The sequence below is a fragment of the Burkholderia sp. Tr-20355 genome, assembly GCF_017104685.1.
Classification (GTDB): Bacteria; Pseudomonadota; Gammaproteobacteria; order Burkholderiales; family Burkholderiaceae; genus Burkholderia; species Burkholderia seminalis.
On sequence record NZ_JAAGPK010000015.1, the window covers coordinates 51,173 to 66,841 of the forward strand.

Annotated in this window: 13 protein-coding genes; 5 read left to right on the plus strand and 8 right to left on the minus strand. The window is 67.4% G+C overall.

Translation table 11 applies throughout. The features are described 5' to 3' along the window. Nucleotides 1-32: 32 nt before the first annotated feature. The 4 genes from waaA to G3N62_RS06300 all read right to left on the minus strand — a co-directional run bounded on the left by waaA (nt 33) and on the right by G3N62_RS06300 (nt 4,902). On the minus strand, nt 33-1,391 hold the full coding sequence (gene waaA, locus G3N62_RS06285; RefSeq protein ID WP_124669233.1) for a lipid IV(A) 3-deoxy-D-manno-octulosonic acid transferase: 1,359 nt from the start codon (nt 1,389-1,391) through the stop codon (nt 33-35). 37 nt (nt 1,392-1,428) lie between these two features. Continuing rightward, a complete protein-coding gene (locus tag G3N62_RS06290) occupies nt 1,429-2,313 on the minus strand; it encodes a Kdo hydroxylase family protein (protein WP_059557203.1) in 885 nt (294 codons plus the stop codon). A gap of 24 nt (nt 2,314-2,337) precedes the next feature. After that, nucleotides 2,338-3,333, minus strand: coding sequence for a lipopolysaccharide heptosyltransferase I (gene waaC / locus G3N62_RS06295; protein ID WP_034187288.1), 996 nt, complete (start codon nt 3,331-3,333; stop codon nt 2,338-2,340). 174 nt (nt 3,334-3,507) lie between these two features. Further along, nucleotides 3,508-4,902 (minus strand): phosphomannomutase/phosphoglucomutase, encoded by a 1,395-nt coding sequence (locus G3N62_RS06300; RefSeq protein WP_049030306.1) that lies wholly within the window; start codon nt 4,900-4,902, stop codon nt 3,508-3,510. A 255-nt stretch (nt 4,903-5,157) separates the two neighbouring features. Between G3N62_RS06300 and G3N62_RS06305 the strand changes: the two genes are divergently transcribed. Genes G3N62_RS06305 through G3N62_RS06325 form a run of 5 tightly spaced genes read left to right on the plus strand, consistent with a single transcriptional unit; the run spans nt 5,158 to nt 10,586 of the window. Further along, nucleotides 5,158-6,414, plus strand: coding sequence for an oligosaccharide flippase family protein (locus G3N62_RS06305; RefSeq protein ID WP_069706993.1), 1,257 nt, complete (start codon nt 5,158-5,160; stop codon nt 6,412-6,414). Continuing rightward, nucleotides 6,411-7,235, plus strand: a complete 825-nt coding sequence (locus G3N62_RS06310; protein WP_059557209.1) for a glycosyltransferase — start codon at nt 6,411-6,413, stop codon at nt 7,233-7,235. The genes G3N62_RS06305 and G3N62_RS06310 overlap by 4 nt, the downstream gene beginning before the upstream one ends. A gap of 42 nt (nt 7,236-7,277) precedes the next feature. Then, the gene (locus G3N62_RS06315) at nt 7,278-8,414 is read left to right on the plus strand and encodes a glycosyltransferase family 4 protein (RefSeq protein ID WP_124669234.1); all 1,137 of its coding nucleotides are present in this window, start codon (nt 7,278-7,280) and stop codon (nt 8,412-8,414) included. Between the two features lie 15 nt (nt 8,415-8,429). Continuing rightward, nucleotides 8,430-9,452 (plus strand): UDP-glucose 4-epimerase GalE, encoded by a 1,023-nt coding sequence (galE, locus tag G3N62_RS06320; protein WP_034187283.1) that lies wholly within the window; start codon nt 8,430-8,432, stop codon nt 9,450-9,452. A gap of 27 nt (nt 9,453-9,479) precedes the next feature. Further along, a complete protein-coding gene (locus G3N62_RS06325) occupies nt 9,480-10,586 on the plus strand; it encodes a glycosyltransferase (RefSeq protein WP_124669235.1) in 1,107 nt (368 codons plus the stop codon). 95 nt (nt 10,587-10,681) lie between these two features. Here the strand turns inward: G3N62_RS06325 and G3N62_RS06330 are convergent, their stop codons facing one another. The 4 genes from G3N62_RS06330 to G3N62_RS06345 are packed head-to-tail and all read right to left on the minus strand — an operon-like array spanning nt 10,682 to nt 15,408. Next, the gene (locus G3N62_RS06330; RefSeq protein WP_124669236.1) at nt 10,682-12,565 is read right to left on the minus strand and encodes a nucleoside-diphosphate sugar epimerase/dehydratase; all 1,884 of its coding nucleotides are present in this window, start codon (nt 12,563-12,565) and stop codon (nt 10,682-10,684) included. Nucleotides 12,566-12,577: 12 nt separating this feature from the next. After that, nucleotides 12,578-13,594, minus strand: coding sequence for a glycosyltransferase family 4 protein (locus G3N62_RS06335; protein ID WP_059557214.1), 1,017 nt, complete (start codon nt 13,592-13,594; stop codon nt 12,578-12,580). A 6-nt stretch (nt 13,595-13,600) separates the two neighbouring features. Beyond that, on the minus strand, nt 13,601-14,566 hold the full coding sequence (locus tag G3N62_RS06340; RefSeq protein ID WP_206141210.1) for an SDR family oxidoreductase: 966 nt from the start codon (nt 14,564-14,566) through the stop codon (nt 13,601-13,603). After that, nucleotides 14,563-15,408 (minus strand): glycosyltransferase, encoded by an 846-nt coding sequence (locus tag G3N62_RS06345; protein WP_034187278.1) that lies wholly within the window; start codon nt 15,406-15,408, stop codon nt 14,563-14,565. The genes G3N62_RS06340 and G3N62_RS06345 overlap by 4 nt, the downstream gene beginning before the upstream one ends. Between the last annotated feature and the right edge of the window lie 261 nt (nt 15,409-15,669).

Here is a 15,669-nt window from a genome sequence, read left to right on the forward strand (position 1 = left end):
GCGCCGCCCTTCGTCGATTCGTCCCATTCGTTCTATTCGTCGTCCGACCTGCCCGGCGCGTCCTGCGGCGTGCGCGCGCCGCGCTCGGCGGGCGGCAGCAGCGCCGCGAGCACGTCGACCGTACGCGCCGTCGCGCCGCGGTGACGCGACGCGAAAGCCGCGCCGGCCGCGCCCATCGCGACGCGCCGCGCCTTGTCGGCGAACAGCGCATCGAGCACGTGCGCGAGATCGAGCGGATCCGCGACCTGCATCGCCGCACCGGCCGCGACCGCGTCGGCGGTCGCCTGCGTGAAGTTGAACACGTGCGGCCCGATCAGCACCGGCACGCCCACCGCGCACGCTTCGATCAGGTTCTGGCCGCCGAGCGGCAGCAGGCTGCCGCCGATGAACGCGATATCGGCGGACGCGTAATACGCGCCGAGTTCGCCCATCGAATCGCCGAGCAGGACCGTCACGTCGCCCGGCAGCGGTTCGGCAGCCGGCCGGCCGGCCGCGAGCGCGGCCGCGTCCGCCGCCCAGACGGAACGCCGTACACATTTGAGCCCGCTGCGCGCGACGAGCGCCTCGACCTCGGCGAAACGCTGCGGATGACGCGGCACGAGCACCAGCAGCGCGTCGGGCGTACGCATTTCCGCGAACGCCTGCAGCACCAGCGCCTCTTCGTTCTCGCGCGTGCTCGCGGCCACCCACACGGGCCGCGCGCCGATCGCATCGCGCCACGCATGGCCGCGTGCCGCCAGTTCCGGCGGCGTCGTCATGTCGAACTTCAGGTTGCCGAGCACCGTCACGTTGCGCGCGCCGAGCGACGTCAGCCGCTCCGCGTCGGCCGGACTCTGCGCGAGCACGCGCGAGAAGCCGCCGAACACGTCGCGCGTCGCCGCGCCGAACTTCGCCGCGCGCCGGAACGAACGCGCGGACATCCGCGCATTGGTCAGCACGAGCGGCACGTCCGCGCGGCGGCACTCGTCGATCAGCGTCGGCCACACCTCGGTTTCCATCACGAGGCCGAGCGTCGGCCGCCACGCGCGCAGGAAGCGCCGCACCGCGCCCGGCATGTCGTACGGCAGGTAGCAGCGCAGCACGCGATCGCCGAAGATCTGTTCGCCGGTCGCGCGGCCGCTCGGCGTCATGTGCGTGAGCAGGATGCGCGCATCGGGGCGCGCATGCATCAGCGCGTCGATCAGCGGCTGCGCGGCGCGCGTCTCGCCGACCGACACCGCATGTACCCAGATCAGCGGCGCGCGGTCGTCGCGCAAGCGGCCCGCAACGTGACCGAAGCGTTCGCCGATATGCTCGCGATAACCGCGCTCCTTGCGCGAGCGCACGTAGAGCCGGATGACCGCGGCCGGCGCGACGAGCCACCACAGCGCGCGATAGATCACCCTCAGCATGCGGCGGCCCTCGTGTTGCGTCGAAGCAGGTGCGCGCTCAAACCAGCGCCCTGCCCGTCAGGCGTTCGAGAATGCCGAGCGGCGCGCATTCGCGGCGGACCATCGCGTCGACCGGCAGGAAGAACGTCTGTTCGAGCATGAACTGGCCGGACATCACAGCGTGCGAAGTCTGATCGGAGAAACATATCCACACGCAACCCGGCGGAAACGGCATCGTCTCCTGCGGGCTCGTCTTCTGGTAGTCGAGATCGGCCTTCATGCTGTCGTGCAGGTTCAGCATCAGGTGGTCGTATGCGCTGCGCGGCGACTTCGTCACGTGCAGCAGGTTCAGCAGCCACGCGGCGCCCGGCAGTTGCGGCCTGATCGACGGCAGGAAGCGCTTCGCGACGTCCTCGAACGGCTCGCCGACGCGCCAGACGCGCGGCACGCCGGCCGGGTTCACGTTCGTGAACACGCGCAGGATGCGCTCGCCGTAGTTCGGCCGCGACGGGAACGCGTCGACGTGCAGCCGGCTGTCGTCCTTGCGCCACGACGTCTGGCGCGTCTCGACCTGCATCAGCCGCAGGCTGGTCGGCGCGACGCGCAGCTTGCCGCGGTATTCCGGAAAGAGGCCGTCGACCAGCGTGCCGGCCTGCTGCTGGAAGCGCGCGACGAGCGCGCGCACGGCCGACTGCGTGACGCTGTCGCCGAGCACGCCGGCGAGCGTGCCGCCGTTCGGCGCGAGGCTGATGTTCTTGCGTTTCGGATCGGCGAGCGCCGGATCGAGCAGCGCTTCCTCGCCGCCTTCGATCGCGAAGCGCAGGTGCGGGAAATACAGCACCTTGCCTTCCTCGACCGCGGCCAGCAACTGCTCGCGCGGCGCCGACAGGTTGTGCCCGCTCCAGTCGGCGGACGGGACTTCGATGATCTGGGATTCGCTCATGATCGGTTCGCGTGTGGGACAGCGTTACAGGAGACCGAAGCCCGCGAGCGCCGACTTCACCTGCGCGATCGACGGGGGCTGCCCCGCCGTGCCGAGATTGACGACGTTCGGCGACCAGTAGCCGCCGGTCCGCCAGGCCGTCGCGAAATTGTACAGTTCGACCGTCGGACGCTTCAGCGCGGCCGCGATGTGAACCAGACCTGTATCAACCCCGACGGTCGCGGCCGCGCCGTCGATCAGACCGACCACGGCCGGCAGCGACAGTTTCGGCGGCACGATCGCAGCATCGCCGAATTCCTTCGCGAGCCGCTCGCTGGTCGCGCGTTCCGCGTCGTTGCCCCACGGCAGCACGAGCGACGCGCCGCGCCGCACGAGCGCCTGGCCGAGTTCGATCCACGCGGCGTCCGGCCACTGCTTGTCGGCACGCGACGTCGCATGGACGAACACCACGTACGGCACCGGCAGGTTCAGGCCGAGCGCGGCCACCGCGAGCGCCGCCGCGCGCGTGTCGAGGCCGAAGTCGACCGGATCGGCCGGCGTCGGCGCGGGGTCGTTCAGCGCGGCCGCGACGAGTTGCCGCGACCGCTCGACGACGTGCGTACGCGGCGCGATCGGCACACGCTTCGCATAGAAGAAGCGCACCGGCCATTCGTAGCCGGCGCCATCGGTGCGGTTGCCGAGGCCGACCAGCGGGCCGCGCGCCCAGCTCGCGACCCAGGCCGTCTTGATGAGGCCCTGGCAGTCGATCACGAGATCGTACTGCTCGGCCGCGAGACGCTTGCGGAATGCGCGGATCTCGCGCCACGTGGCGCCCGAGAACGGCTTCTTGCGCCAGCGACGCAGCGAGAACGGCAGCACGTTGCGCACGCCGTCGACGAGCCGCACGAGGTCGACGAAGCTTTCCTCGACGAGCCAGTCGATCTGCGCGTCGGGGTGGCGGCGCCGGATATCGGCGATCACCGGCATGTTGTGCACGACGTCGCCCAGCGACGACACGCGCACGATCAGGATCTTTTGCACGCTGAAAAAACGCCGGCTGGCAGCCGGCGACAGGCATAAAGGGGGGATTTTATCTCGCCCGGCGGGGCGGACAGACAAAAAGCGGCGCACGCCCGTGGCGTGCACCGCTTTTCGGGAGAATCGCGGCCGACGAAGCTGCCGCGGCACCGCGGGCGGCCCGCAGGCCGCAGGCGCTCAGAACGGCAGCTTGACGTCCGGCTTCGCGGCCGTCAGCACACGGCGGAAGTCTTCCTGGATCCGCTTGAGCCCTTCCTGCGTCTCGGCTTCGAAACGCATCACGACGACCGGCGTCGTGTTCGACGAACGCGCGAGACCGAAGCCGTCCGGGTACTCGACGCGCAGGCCGTCGATCGTCACGACTTCCTCGGCGCCGTCGAACTTCGCCTCTTTCTGCAGCTTGTCGATCAGGCTGAAGTTCTCGCCTTCGTCGAGCCAGAGCTGCAGTTCGGGCGTGCTCATCGCGTCCGGCAGCGCATTGAGCAGCGCGCTCGGGTCGGCCGTCTTCGCGACGATCTCGAGCAGGCGCGCGCCCGTGTAGAGGCCATCGTCGAAGCCGTACCAGCGATCCTTGAAGAACACGTGGCCGCTCATTTCGCCGGCGAGCGGCGCACCCGTCTCGCGCAGCTTCGCCTTCACGAGCGAGTGGCCCGTCTTCCACATCAGCGGCTCGCCGCCCTTCGACTTGATCCACTGCGCGAGGTGACGCGTGCACTTCACGTCGTAGATGATCTGCGCGCCCGGATTGCGCGACAGCACTTCTTCCGCGAACAGCATCAGCTGGCGGTCCGGATAGATGATCTGGCCGTCCTTCGTGACGACGCCCAGGCGGTCGCCGTCGCCGTCGAACGCGAAGCCGAGTTCGGCATCGGTGTCCTTCAGCGCCTGGATCACGTCCTGCAGGTTTTCCGGGTGCGCGGGATCGGGGTGGTGGTTCGGGAACGTGCCGTCGATGTCGGTGAAACGTTCGACGAGTTCGCAGCCAAGCGCCTTGAACAGGCGCGTCGCGAGCGGGCCCGCGACGCCGTTGCCGGCGTCGACGACCAGCTTCAGCGGCCGCGCGAGCTTCACGTCGCCGACGATGCGCGCGATGTACTGATCGGCGACGTCGACTTCCTCATACGTGCCGCTGCCCGTCTCGAAGCGCTCGTCGACGATGCGGCGGTACAACGCCTGGATCTGCTCGCCGTAGATCGCGGCGCCGCGCAGCACCATCTTGAAACCGTTGTAGTCGGGCGGGTTGTGGCTGCCCGTGACGACGATGCACGAATCGACGCGGCGCTCGCCGCCCTTCAGCGCCAGCGGCACGTTTGCCGCGAAATAGCCGACCGGCGTCGGCACCATGCCGACGTCGACGACATCGACACCGGCCGCACGCAGGCCATCGGCGAGCGCGCCGACGAGCTCCGGCCCGGACAGGCGGCCGTCGCGCGCGACGACGACCGCGTCGCCGCCCTGCGCACGCACTTCGCTGCCGAATGCGCGGCCGATCCCGCGCGCCGTATCGACGTCGAGTGTCTTGCCGACCACGCCACGGATGTCATATGCCTTGAAGATGGATTGGGAGATCATCGATTCTCTTCTCTCTCAGTTGCGTGCATGGAAAATTGTCTGGCTTGGCTGGCCGCCTCTCGCCGGTGCCGCGCATGATACATGCGGCCCCGCAAAACAAGGAACGGAACGGCTGGAGCGGTCGCGATCCCACTTATAATCGCGGGTTTCGATGACGCGCATACCGCCCATTTTAATGCCTAGCCGTCCCGCCGCCGCCAATCCGCAGCCTTCGGGCGCCCTGCCGGCCGCCCCGCACGCGCGCCGCCGCGCCGCATGCTGAAGCGCTTCGGCAACCCGGACGTCGCGAAAGCCGTCGCGAACCTCGTCTGGCTGGGGCTCGAACGGCTCACGCAGATCGGCGTCGCGATCGCGATCAGCGGCCTGCTGGCCCGTTATTTCGGGCCAGATGTGTTCGGCAAATGGCAGTATGCGAATACGCTTCTCCTGGTACTCGCGCCGCTCACCTGGGTGTGCGGCGCGGAAATCCTCGTCCCGACCATCGTCCAGCGCCCGCCCGCCCAGCTCGGCGCGGTGCTCGGCAGTGCGTTCGCGCTGCGCATCGCCGTCTCGGTCGCCGCGCTCGTCGCGACCTGGATCGCGATCGCCGCGGGCGCGTTCGACCCGCTGGTCGGTGCGATGCTCACGGGTCTCGCCGTCACGATGGTGTTCCGCGAACCGTTCGTCGGCGTGATCAACGCGTGGCTGCAAAGCATGACCTACAGCAAGCCGCAGCTCGTCACCAGCATGGTCACGGCGCTCGCGAAGGCGCTGCTCGTGTGGCTGCTGGTCCGCGCGGCCGCCGGCCCCGCCCGCTTCGCGTGGCTGTGGGCGCTCGAGGCCGCCGCGATCGGCTTCGCGCTGCTGCTGTACTACCGGCATCGTAACGGCGGCGCGCTCGGCTGGACGTTCGATAAACCGCTGTTCAGGCACTTTGCGACGGCCGGCACCGTGTTCTGGCTCGGCCTGATCTGCATGTACCTGTTCCTGAAACTCGACCGCCTGATGCTCGAGCGTCACGTGTCGTTCGCCGATCTCGGCCGCTATTCGGCCGCGCAGCAGCTCAACGAAAACTGGATCACGCTCGCGCTGATGCTCGCGCAGACCATCGCGCCCGCGTTCGTCTACCGCGTGCAGGACGTCGCGCGGCTGCGCCGCAACATCGTCCGCCTGATCGCGATGACGGCCGGCCTGATGACGGCCGGCGCGCTCGTGCTCGACGCGGCCGCCCCGCTGATCGTCGGCAAGGTGTTCGGCCACGGCTACGAGGCATCGGTCGACATCTTCCGCTGGGCCGTCTGGCTGTCCGTGCCGGCCGGCATCGAGGCGATAGGCAATCTTATCGTTCTCAAATATCAAGCAAAATTCGTGTTGCTGTCGAAATGGCTGCTCGCGCTGGCGATCGCCGCGGTCGTCAACCTGTTCGCGATCCCGCGGCTCGGCCTGTACGGCGCGCTCGTCGGGCTGGCGGCCGGCTACCTGGCCGCGGCCGCCGTCAACTTTTATTACATCCGTTTCAAGCTGCGAACATGACGTCCCCTGATTGCCCGCCCCCGCTCGACGACGTGGCCGTGCTGATGCCGGCCTACAACGGGCACGACGACGTCGTCCGAACCCTTGCGTCGTTTCGCGAGGATGCGCCCGTACACGTGCTGGTCGTCGACGACGGCAGCACGCCGCCGATCGTCGCGCCCGACCTGCCGGGCCTCGCGATCGAGGTGCTGCGCATGCCGCGGAACGGCGGCATCGAGCGCGCGCTCGCGGCCGGCATCGACGCGCTCGCGGCGCGCGGCTTCCGCTATGCGGCCCGCATCGACGCGGGCGACCTGGCCGTGCCGCAGCGCCTCGCGAAGCAGCGTGCGTATCTCGGCGCCCACCCGAACGTGGCCTGCGTCGGCATGTGGACGCAGGTCGTGTCGCGCGCCGGCGAACCGCGTTTCATGCTGACGCCGCCCGCCGATCCGCGCACGCTGCGCCGCACGCGCTTCCTGCGCTCGCCGCTCGTGCATCCTTCGGTGATGCTGCGCATCGACGCCGTGCGGGAAGTGGGCAACTATCGCGAGAAATACCGCGCGGCCGAGGATCTCGATCTTTTTTTACGGTTAATGCAACGCTACGATTGCGCGAACCTGCCGGAACTCGGCCTGTATTACGAACTGAACGAGGGCGGGATCAGTGCGACCAAGCGCCGGCGCCAGCTGGTGTCGACGCTCACGCTGCTGCTGAGCCATTTCAACGCGCTGAACCCGTACGACTGGGCCGGCCTCGCCAAGAACCTGCTGCATTTCGTGACGCCGTACCGGACGTTGCAGCGGATCAAGCAGACGCTGTTCGCCGCGCGGCCGTCCGCCTGACGCCGATCCGGCATTTACGACGCTTTATTTTTTTCTTTTTTCATGTCCGCCACTTCCCCGCTGCGCATCGCGCTCGTCTGCAACACGGCCTGGGCGATCTACACGTATCGCCACGGGCTGATCCGTGCGCTCGTCGCGCGCGGCGCCGAGGTCGTCGTGATCGCGCCGCACGACCGTACGGTGCCGTTGCTCGAGCAGATGGGCTGCCGCTACGTGAAGCTCGCGGTCGCGTCGAAAGGCACGAGCCCGCGCGAGGATCTCGGCACGCTCGCGGCGCTGGTGCGCCACTACCGCGCGCTCAAGCCCGATCTCGTGTTCCATTACACGATCAAGCCGAACATCTACGGGTCGGTCGCCGCGTGGCTCGCGCGCGTGCCGTCGATCGCGGTGACGACGGGGCTCGGCTACGTCTTCATCCAGAAAAGCCGCGCGGCGAGCGTCGCGAAGCGCCTGTACCGGTTCGCGTTCCGCTTCCCGCGTGAAGTGTGGTTCCTGAACCGCGACGACCTCGCGACCTTCACCGACGAGCAGTTGCTCGCGCATCCCGAGCGCGCGCGGCTGCTGCACGGCGAAGGCGTCGATCTCGAGCAGTTCGCGCCCGTGCCGCTGCCCGCCGGCGACGCGCCCGTCTTCATCCTGATCGGCCGGCTGCTGTGGGACAAGGGCGTGCGCGAATACGTGGAAGCCGCGCGCATCGTGCGCGGCCGCTTCCCGAACGCGCGCTTCCAGCTGCTCGGGCCGCTCGGCGTCGACAATCCGAGCGCAATCGGGCGCGCGGACGTCGACGCATGGGTCGGCGAAGGCATCGTCGAATATCTCGGCGAGGCGCACGATGTCCGCCCGCATATCGCGGCGGCCGACTGCGTCGTGCTGCCGTCGTACCGCGAAGGCGTGCCGCGCACGCTGATGGAAGCATCGGCGATGGGCCGCCCGATCGTCGCGACCGACGTGCCGGGCTGCCGCGACGTCGTCGCCGACGGCGAAACCGGCTTCCTGTGCCGCGTGCGCGACAGCGCAAGCCTCGCGGAGCAACTGCTCCGCATGATCGAACTCGGAACGGCCGGGCGCGACGCGATGGGCGCGCGCGGCCGGCAGAAAGTCACGGCGGAATTCGACGAGCAGCAGGTCGTCGAACGCTACCGGCAGACCATTCGTTCGTTGACCGGCATCACTCTCTGAAGGAGCGCATCAGCAATGACCGCTAAAGGCACCATCCTCGTTACCGGCGGCGCGGGCTATATCGGCTCGCACACGGCCGTCGAGCTGCTCGACAACGGCTACGATGTCGTGATCGTCGACAACCTCGTCAACAGCAAGGCCGAGTCCGTGCGCCGCATCGAGCGGATTACCGGCAAGACGCCCGCGTTCCATCAGGTCGACGTGTGCGACGAAGCCGCGCTCGCGAAGGTGTTCGACGCGCACCCGATCACCGGCACGATCCATTTCGCGGCGCTCAAGGCCGTCGGCGAATCGGTCGCGAAGCCGCTCGAGTACTACCAGAACAACATCGGCGGGTTGCTGGCGGTGCTCAAGGTCATGCGCGAGCGCAACGTCAGGCAGTTCGTGTTCAGCTCGTCCGCGACCGTGTACGGCGTGCCCGAGCGCTCGCCGATCGACGAATCGTTCCCGCTGTCGGCGACGAACCCGTACGGCCAGTCGAAGCTGATCGCCGAGCAGATCCTGCGCGACCTCGAGGTGTCCGATCCTTCGTGGCGGATCGCGACGCTGCGCTACTTCAACCCGGTCGGTGCGCACGCAAGCGGGCTGATCGGCGAGGATCCGGCCGGCATCCCGAACAACCTGATGCCGTATGTCGCGCAGGTCGCAGTCGGCAAGCTGGAAAAGCTGCGCGTGTTCGGCTCCGACTATGCGACGCCGGACGGCACCGGCGTGCGCGACTACATCCACGTCGTCGATCTCGCGAAAGGACACATCGCCGCGCTCGACGCGCTCGCGAAACGCGACGCGAGCTTTGTCGTGAACCTCGGCACCGGCCAGGGCTACAGCGTGCTGGAAGTCGTGCGTGCGTTCGAGAAGGCATCGGGCCGCCCGGTGCCGTACGAACTCGTCGCGCGCCGCCCGGGCGACATCGCCGAGTGCTACGCGAATCCGCAGGCCGCGGCCGACATCATCGGCTGGCGCGCGACGCTCGGGATCGAGGACATGTGTGCCGACCACTGGCGATGGCAGGAGGGGAACCCGCGCGGTTTTGTATAATCCGCTGTCCATTTTTCGAGCGATCCCATGCTCAGCTTCGCGTCCGGCTTCATCGTCTCCCTGCTCGTCACGCTGTTCATCGTGCGCTACGCGCACCTTCACGAGAAATTCTCGATCGACAGCGATCTGGCCGGCGTGCAGAAATTCCACGTGCGGCCCGTGCCGCGAGTGGGGGGCATCGGGATCCTCGCCGGGGTCGTCGTGGCCGCGCTGATCCTGTCGCGGCGCTATCCGACGATCGCGGGCAGCATTCTCGGCATCGCGGCCTGCGGGCTGCCGGCGTTCCTGTCCGGCCTCGTCGAGGATCTGACCAAACGCGTGTCGCCGCGCGCGCGGCTGCTCTGCACGATGGGCGCGGCCGCGCTGGCGTTCTGGCTGCTGGGCATCTCGGTCAAGCGCATCAGCGTGCCGCCGCTCGACTTCCTGCTCGGCTACGTGGCCATCTCGGCGTTCATCACGGTGCTCGCGGTCGCGGCGCTCGCGAACGCGATCAACATCATCGACGGCTTCAACGGCCTCGCGTCGATGGTCAGTTTCATGATGTTCGCGTCGCTCGCGTACGTCGCGTTCCACGTCAACGACCCGGTCGTGATGTCCGCGTCGATCATCATGATGGGCGCGGTGCTCGGCTTCTTCCTGTGGAATTTTCCTGCCGGGCTGATCTTCCTCGGCGACGGCGGCGCGTATTTCATCGGCTTCATGCTCGCCGAACTCGCGATCATGCTCGTGATGCGCAACCGCGAAGTGTCCGCGTGGTATCCGGTGCTGCTGTTCATGTACCCGATCTTCGAGACCTGTTTCTCGATCTACCGGAAGAAGTTCATCCGCGGGATGTCGCCGGGGATTCCGGACGGCGTGCATCTGCACATGCTCGTGTACAAGCGGCTGATGCGCTGGGCCGTCGGGACGAAGCACGCGCACGACCTGACGCGGCGGAATTCGCTCACGTCGCCGTATCTGTGGTTGCTGTGCCTCGTCGCGGTGATTCCCGCGACACTGTTCTGGCGACACACGCTGCACCTGTTCGTGTTCGTCGTGCTGTTCGCACTGACCTACGTGTGGCTTTATCTCAGCATCGTGCGGTTTCGCGCGCCGCGGTGGATGGTGGTACGCAAGCACCGGCGCAGCCACTGAACGTCGTTGCATCGGCTTCCGGACAAAGAAAAAGCGCCCCGCGGGGCGCTTTTTTCATGCGTCGTCGAGCCCCGTTCGGGCTTCGCGCCGCCGCGTCACTTGTTCGACGCGGCGCGCCCCGACGGTACGCTCTGCAAGGTCGGGGCAACGGCCGTCTGGTATTCCGGCACCCAGCGCCGCAGGTCGCGCCGCACTTCGTCGTCGGACAGCACGCGGTGCTGCATCAGCCACGGCAGCAGCTCGTCGAGCAAATTGTCCGGTACTTCGCGCGCCCGCGCGATCCGCAGTTTCGGGTGCGGCGTGCGCGTCGTCGCCTCGTCGTCCGCGAGCAGCTCCTCGTAGAGCTTCTCGCCGGGCCGCAGCCCCGTGAACTCGATCCGGATCTGTTCTTCCGAGAACCCGTACAGGCGGATCAGGTCGCACGCGAGATCGACGATCTTCACCGGCTCGCCCATGTCGAGAATGAAGATCTCGCCGCCATGCCCCATGCTCGACGCCTGCAGCACGAGCTGCGACGCTTCCGGGATCGTCATGAAGAAGCGCGTGATCTCCGGGTGCGTGACCGTGACCGGACCGCCCTTCGCGATCTGCTGCTGGAACTTCGGAATCACGCTGCCGGCGCTGCCGAGCACGTTGCCGAAGCGCACCGTCTCGAACTGCGTGCGCCCGCTCGTCTGCTGCAATGCCTGACACGCCATTTCGGCGAGACGCTTGCTCGCGCCCATCACGTTGGTCGGATTGACGGCCTTGTCGGTCGAGATCAGCACGAAGTGGCGCACGTCGTGACGAATCGCCGCGCGGGCCACGCGATACGTGCCGAGCACGTTGTTGCGCAACGCCTGCCACGCGTTGTGTTCCTCCATCAGCGGCACGTGCTTGTAGGCGGCCGCATGGAACACGATGTGCGGCGCATGGCGCGACATCACCTGGTCCAGCAGCAGCGAATCCTTCGCATCGCCGATGATCGGCAGGACGGGCAGGTCGGGGAACCGTTCGCGCAGTTCCTCGGTGAGCCGGTACATCGCGTATTCGGACAGGTCGAATGCAACCAGTTGCGCCGGCGCGAAGCGCAGAATCTGCCGGCACAGCTCGGAGCCGATCGAACCGCCCGCGCCCGTCACCATCACGACGCGGCCGCGCAGCAGCGCCTCGACGTGCGGCGTGTCGATCGTCACGGCATCGCGGCCGAGCAGGTCCTCGAGATCGATGTTCCGTACCTGCGACAGGAAGCCCTGCCCCGGCATCAGCGCAGTCAGCGACGGCAGCACCATCGCCTTCACGCCGGCCCGCACACACAGCGTCGCCACGCGACGCTGGGTCTCGACCGACGCCGACGGAATCGCGATGATCGCGTACTCGACCTTCATCGCATCAGTCCAGTGCTTGAGGTCGTTGAACGAGCCCAGCACCTTATAGCCGTAGATTTCGCGGCCCTGCTTCGTGACGTCGTCGTCGAGCAGGCCGACGAGGCGCCATTCGCCGGAACGCGACAGTTCGCGCGCGAGACTCGCGCCGGCCGTGCCGGCGCCGAGCACCAGCACCGGCTTGCCCTTGCCGACGAGGCCGCCGTACAGGTAGTACTCTTTCGTCGCGCGGTAGAGCGCGCGGGCGCCGCCCATCGCCAGGAACAGCATCAGCGGCGACACGAGCAACACCGAGCGCGGAATGATCGGCTGCGGCTGGAACATCACGGCGCCGATCATCACGATCACGCCGCCGCCGGCCACCGCCTTTGCGATGCGCATCAGGTCGGGCAGGCTCGCGAACACCCACAGCCCGCGATACAGGCCGAATCCGTGGAACATCAGCGCGTAGACGGGAAGAGCCCAGGTCAACGCCATCAGCGCACCGCTCAGGAAATCATGCGGAACGCTGCCGTTGAAACGAACGAGATAGGCGAACAACCATGCGGCGGCAACCGCCGTCAGGTCGAACAGGAAAGCACTCAGCGACAGCCACGACGCTCTGGATCGAAACATCGGCGGGAAACCTCAATAGTTGTTTTTGGCGGCCGACTGAAACCGGCGCCAACGCATGTCGATCAACCATCCGAAACATGCCAGGACGCCATACCACGCGAGGAACGACAGCCATTGCTGCAGTTCGGGGCGGCCCTTTGCCCACACGGCGACAATTATGCCCGCGAGCATGATGAGGTACCAATAAAGGGCGGTCCGGCCATGACTCACGCCCGATCGGACCATCCTTTGATAATAATGCTCGCGGTGCGCCTGCCAGAACTTTTCTCCGCGTAACAGGCGTCTCAAAAGTGTTACAGATGCATCGGCAATAAAGGGCGCGAACACCATCGCCGGAAACCAGATCGGCCAGACATCGGTCCGCCAGCCCCAGTAGCCCAACGCACCGGCCAGGAACCCAAGCGGAATCGAGCCGGCGTCGCCGAGGAACAGCCTGGCCGGGTGGAAATTGAGCAGAAGAAAGCCCAGCGCCGCGCCTGCGATCGCCGCGCCTGCCACGACCAGATCGGGCGACGTATTCGCGCCGCCGAGCGCCGCGGCCGCGTATCCGCCGAAGCCGAACAGCGCCATGCCGCCCGCGAGGCCGTCGGCGCCGTCCATGAAGTTGTACAGGTTCGTCAGCCATACCATCGCGAAACCCACACCGGCGAGCAGCCACCAGGGCGCATCGGCCGGGAACACGACGAGCAGCGCGACGACGGCCGCGAGGTGCGCCGAGAACCGCACGCGGGCCGGCAGCCCGCGCCGGTCGTCGATCTGCGACATCGCGGCCAGGCCCGCAGCGGCGATGGCGATCAGCCAGAGTCGCGGTGCCAGCGCCAGCAGCGCAACGACACAAACCGGCACGATGCCCCATCCGCCCACGCGCGGGGTGGGCAGCGTATGAAGCGAACGGTCGTTTGGAATGTCGGTCGCCAGGCGCCAGGCCAGTCCGGTGGCGAGCAGCACGCGGAGAATCGTCGTCGAAGCGAATGCGGCGGCCAAGGCCACCGCGGCCGTGGTGAGCCAGGTGGGGTTCGCGAGAAGCATGTGGTCTTATTTTCGTGTATCGCGCGAACGATACCATGCGGCGGTCGCTTCGAGGCCCTGGCGGGTCGTATAGGGCGGATGCCAACCCAGCACGCGCTTGATCCGGCCCGTGTCGAGCTGCAGGCTGCCGGTCAGGCGGTCGATCGCCGCACTGCGGCCGGTCAGCTTTCCGAGCACACGCAACAGCGCCGGCGGCACCGCGATCAGCCGGGCCGGCTTGCCGAGCGCGTCGCCGACGAGACGCAGCAGGCTCGCGACCGACGGCGCATCGTCGTCGGCAACGTGAAAGCATTCGCCAGCCGCGCGCGGGTCGATTGCGCAACGCAGCAGCGCCTCGGCGAGGTTATCGACGTAGACGATGCTGCGGCGCGCCGAAACCGCGCCGAGCGGCAACGGCATCCCGCGTGCGACCGCATCCATCATCCGCAGGAAGTTGGCGCGTACCGCCGGGCCGTAGACGAGCGGCGGACGAACGACGACGATGTCGAGCCCCGCCGACGCGCCGAACTGCGCGAGCTGCCGCTCCGCCCGCAGTTTCGAACGGCCGTATGCATCCTGCGGATCGGGTTTGGAAGCCTCGGACAGCGGCACCCCGCCGTCGCCCTCCCCAACCGCCTTGATGCTGCTCGCGAACACGATGCGGCACACGCCGTGATGGCGCGCCGCCTCGGCGAGACGCAGCGTACCGGCAACATTGGTGGCATCGAACGCGGCGTCGGGATCGGGCGACTCGTCGCGCATCACGTGCACGCGCGCGGCGAGATGGATCACGCAATCGGCGGCCAGATCGGCGGGCCACGCTTCAGCCAGCGCATCGAAATCGGCGGTGTCGTGCACCCACTCGCGCACGCCGTCGATGCAGCCGCCCGGACGCCGCACCAGGGCGGTAACCGAGTGCCCGGCCTCCAGCGCGCGGCGGCAGACCGCGCGGCCGACGAAGCCGTTCGCGCCGGTGACGACGAGATGGCTCACCAGAGCCTCCAGCCGAAGCGGTTGTAGAACTTGAATGCCGATGCGGCGAACATGCGGATGTGTGCGAAGCCTTTGCGGGATGCGCCACCGCCGTGATGAATCACGCGCACCGAAGGGACGTACGCGACGCGGGCGACCTCGTGCGTGCGCAGGCTCAGGTCGTAGTCCTCGAAGTACAGGAAGTAGCGCGGATCGAAGCCACCAAGTTTCTTCAGGACTTCAGTGCGGAACAGCATGAAGCAGCCGCTGACGATGGGTGGATCCCAGACGACGTCCTGGCCGTTGATGACATCGCGCATTTCGTAGCGGGCAAGGCGCCTGGCAAAATGCGCCCGGAACCGGACCGGCAGAAAGCCCCGCACAAGCAGATCGAGAACCGCTGGGTAACGGCGGCAGAGATACTGCTGGCCGCCCGCATCGTCACCGATCCACGGCGTCAGCGCACCGGCGTCGGGACGCGAATCGAGAAACGCACGAGCGGCAACAAGCGCGTTTACGTCGAGATCGATGTCGGGATTCAAGATCAGGTGAAACGGGCGTGTCGACGATTCGATCGCGAGATTGTGCCCCCGTCCGTAGCCGACGTTGCCGTGGCCCGACAGGATCCGGGTTGTGATGCCTTGCGTACCGAGCTCGTCAATCAATGCGGCCACGTCGCCCAGCCCGCCGTTATCGACGAGAAACAGATCGACCGGATAGGCCGATGCGCCCGCACACAAACGCGCGCACGCTACGCCCAGACTGGTCAGCGTCTGCCCAAGCTGAGCAATGTCAGGCTGATAAACGACGATGGAAACCGACAATCCTTCGGCATCACGGGGTTGCAGGCTTGTTACATTCATCCGTAGTTCGGCTACGCGCTTGCCAGATGAAGCGCAGGTTAGAAAGTCCGGCAGGGGCAGGTTGCGGCCTCGCCCGACCGGCCGGCCGGCCGGCAAACATGCCGTGCTTTTCACGGTGCCGACAGTGCAATTCTAACGTCAGCATGGTCGTTGTCGCCGGAAAAAGCTGACCCTTTACTCTCGCACACCATTCGATGCCGTCGGTGGGCATCATGCGCCACATGCCGTCTAGCAGAGCAAGTGACGTCCCAATCCGCGACG

Coding starts and splice junctions, on each gene's coding strand:
- G3N62_RS06315 (WP_124669234.1), top strand. CDS start 7,278: ATGTCCGCCACTTCCCCGCTGCGCATCGCGCTCGTCTGCAACACGGCC.
- G3N62_RS06305 (WP_069706993.1), top strand. CDS start 5,158: ATGCTGAAGCGCTTCGGCAACCCGGACGTCGCGAAAGCCGTCGCGAAC.
- G3N62_RS06335 (WP_059557214.1), bottom strand. CDS start 13,594: ATGCTTCTCGCGAACCCCACCTGGCTCACCACGGCCGCGGTGGCCTTG.
- G3N62_RS06330 (WP_124669236.1), bottom strand. CDS start 12,565: ATGTTTCGATCCAGAGCGTCGTGGCTGTCGCTGAGTGCTTTCCTGTTC.
- waaA (WP_124669233.1), bottom strand. CDS start 1,391: ATGCTGAGGGTGATCTATCGCGCGCTGTGGTGGCTCGTCGCGCCGGCC.
- G3N62_RS06300 (WP_049030306.1), bottom strand. CDS start 4,902: ATGATCTCCCAATCCATCTTCAAGGCATATGACATCCGTGGCGTGGTC.
- G3N62_RS06310 (WP_059557209.1), top strand. CDS start 6,411: ATGACGTCCCCTGATTGCCCGCCCCCGCTCGACGACGTGGCCGTGCTG.
- G3N62_RS06290 (WP_059557203.1), bottom strand. CDS start 2,313: ATGAGCGAATCCCAGATCATCGAAGTCCCGTCCGCCGACTGGAGCGGG.
- G3N62_RS06345 (WP_034187278.1), bottom strand. CDS start 15,408: ATGAATGTAACAAGCCTGCAACCCCGTGATGCCGAAGGATTGTCGGTT.
- galE (WP_034187283.1), top strand. CDS start 8,430: ATGACCGCTAAAGGCACCATCCTCGTTACCGGCGGCGCGGGCTATATC.
- G3N62_RS06325 (WP_124669235.1), top strand. CDS start 9,480: ATGCTCAGCTTCGCGTCCGGCTTCATCGTCTCCCTGCTCGTCACGCTG.